Below are 2,615 nucleotides of genomic sequence, written 5' to 3'. Positions count from 1 at the left end.
GTCCGCGCCGATTGAATTTTGAGCCACCGCGCCGACCGAATTTTGAGCCGGGGTGAAGGCCGGTCCAATGATGGACCGGATGTGGATAAGTCTATGGTTTTTCCGGTCGCCTGTCCTCCCTTGTAAGCCGCTGTGCCGCTCGATGGAAGCCGTGAAGGGCGTAGCCCGTAACGGCTTCCACCGAGCGCGGCGCTCAGGTTTCAGCCGGGGCGCTACCCGTGTTGCCCTTGCGTGAGGCCTCGCGCGACTGGATTCGCTTTTTCTCGCTGGCGCTGCTTTGGCGGAAGCGGTAACTCTCGTTGCCGGTCTCCACGATGTGGCAATGATGCGTCAGGCGGTCCAGCAGCGCCGTCGTCATCTTCGCGTCGCCGAACACGCTGGACCATTCACCGAAGTCCAGATTGGTCGTAATCGCCACGCTCGTGTGCTCATACAGGCGGCTGAGCAGATGGAACAGCAGCGCTCCACCGGCCTGGCTGAAGGGTAGATACCCAAGTTCGTCCAGAATGACCAGATCGAGACGCAGCAGGCTCGCCGCGATCCGTCCGGCGCGGCCCTGCGCCTTCTCCTGCTCGAGTGCATTGGCGAGATCCACCGTCGAGTAGAAGCGCACCCGCATGCCGTGATGCATGATGCCGGACACGCCGATTGCCGTCGCCAGATGCGTCTTGCCCGAACCCGGGCCGCCGACCAGCACCAGGTTGTGTGCGGCCTCGGTAAAGCTCATGTCGGCCAGTTGCAGGACGAGCTTGCGATCAACCGGCGAGCCGTCGAAGTCGAAGCCAGCCAGATCGCGATGCACCGGGAACTTCGCCGCACTCATCTGGTGGTTGACCGAGCGCACGGCGCGATCGGCGCTCTCAGCAGTGAGCAACTGCTCGAGCAACCATCGGGACACCGGCTCCTCCACGTTCCCCTGTTCGAGCAGTTCACCCCAGGCAGCTGCCATGCCGTGCAACCGTAGCTGTTTGAGTTCAGCAGTCAGATCACGCATGGCCAGCCTCCCGCGCCTTGCGCAGACCGTCATAGCGCGAGGTATCGGCACGCGGCGGCGTCGCCAGCTGCAACGCCGTGTCGATCTTCGGCGGCATTGGCACGCTACGCATGCGCGAGAGCACGTTCTCCACGTGCTCGACGCTCACCCGCCCGGAGGGCGGCGCCTGCTCCAGCGCCAGTTCGACCGCGACCAGCACGACATCCAAGCCGCTCTCCGGGACGAGTGCGAGAACCTTCGCCATGATGCGGTCTCCGCCTGCCTCGCGCAGCAGCGCGCGGCGCAACCGCTGCAGCGGCTCGGGCATGTCCGTGAATGGCGCGCCGTTGCGCAGCGCGCCGGGCTTGCGCTGGACCAGCGGAATATAGTGCTGCCAGTCGTAGCGCACCCGGCCTTCGTCGGCCAGGCGGTCGTGCCCGGCCACCATTGCGTCATCGGCGACCACGACCACGCGGTCCGGATACAGACGCGTGCTGACCATCTGGCCGGCAAACTCGCACGGCACCGAGTAGCGGTTGCGGCCAACCACGACCAGACAGGTCGACGAGACGCGCGCAGCGCGTTCAACATAGCCGTCAAACGGCGTCGGAATGGGCATCAGGTGAGCGCGCTCCTGCTCGAACACATCGGCAACGCTCAGATCCCGCCAGTGCGGATGCTTGACTTCCTCCCACAACGCCCGGCACCGGCTCGCCAGCCATGCGTTCAGCTCGGCCAGACTGCCAAAGCGCTGCTCGCGCGCCTCGATCCAGATCCGCAGGCGGCTGTCCTGCACGTTCTTCTCAACGACGCCTTTCTCCCAGCCGCTGGCCACGTTGCAGAAGTCCGGATCGAACAGGTAGTGCGAGCACATCACGGCAAAGCGCGGGTTCACGGTTCGGCCCTTGCCCTTGTGAACCTTGTCGACCGCCGTCTTCATGTTGTCGTAGATGCCGCGCCTGGCCACGCCACCGAAGGCCGTGAAGGCCCGCGTATGGGCGTCAAACAGCATCTCGTGACCTTGCGTCGGGTAGGCGACCAACCAGAACGCCCGCGAAGCACACAACTTCATGTGCGCCACCTGCAGCTTCCTGTAGACGCCGCCGACCACCAGCCCTTCCTCGCTCCAGTCAAACTGGAATGCCTCGCCCATCTCGAAATGCAGTGGCACAAACGCCGCATTCGGCGCCATCTTGCCCGCACCTTGCCGCCAGGCGCGGATGAAGTCGGTCACCCGCGAATAGCAGCCGGTGTAGCCGGCCGCCTGGATCTCCTGGAACAGCATCCACGCGGTGCGCCTTTCCTTCTTCGGCCGACGGGCATCCACGGCCAGTGCCTGCGTCAGCGTTTCGTGAAACGGCGTCAACTGCGTCGGCTTCGCCTTGCGCCGGTACTTCGGCTCTTCCTCAATGTCGGCGTGAAGGTATTTGTGAATCGTGTTGCGCGACAGGCTCGTGAGGCGCGCGATTTCGCGTATCGACTTGTTCTGGCGGTGGAACATCCGCCGCACCTTTCCAATCATTGTCATCGGGATCATCCCCAAAAACCCCGCCTAAAAAACAGGCAGGATAGGCTAATGACCCGGCTCAATTTTCAGTCGGCGCAATCCCTATGAGTGGCTCAATTTTCGGTCGGCGTAAAC

The 2,615-nt window shown here is 63.8% G+C and carries 2 protein-coding genes; both read right to left on the bottom strand.

Annotation, left to right across the window (positions count from 1 at the left end; genetic code table 11):
* Window positions 1–193: 193 nt before the first annotated feature.
* The gene (istB, locus tag BMI01S_RS36815; RefSeq protein WP_042293169.1) at window positions 194–994 is read right to left on the bottom strand and encodes an IS21-like element helper ATPase IstB; all 801 of its coding nucleotides are present in this window, start codon (window positions 992–994) and stop codon (window positions 194–196) included.
* Entirely contained in the window at window positions 987–2,501 is a 1,515-nt protein-coding gene (istA, locus tag BMI01S_RS36810; protein ID WP_028233060.1) for an IS21 family transposase, read from the bottom strand. The genes istB and istA overlap by 8 nt, the downstream gene beginning before the upstream one ends.
* Between the last annotated feature and the right edge of the window lie 114 nt (window positions 2,502–2,615).

It is taken from the genome of Paraburkholderia mimosarum LMG 23256 = NBRC 106338 (assembly GCF_000739815.1).
Classification (GTDB): domain Bacteria; phylum Pseudomonadota; class Gammaproteobacteria; order Burkholderiales; family Burkholderiaceae; genus Paraburkholderia; species Paraburkholderia mimosarum.
Note: the sequence above shows the minus strand (reverse complement) of the source record. Positions and strands in the feature narration are given on the sequence as shown.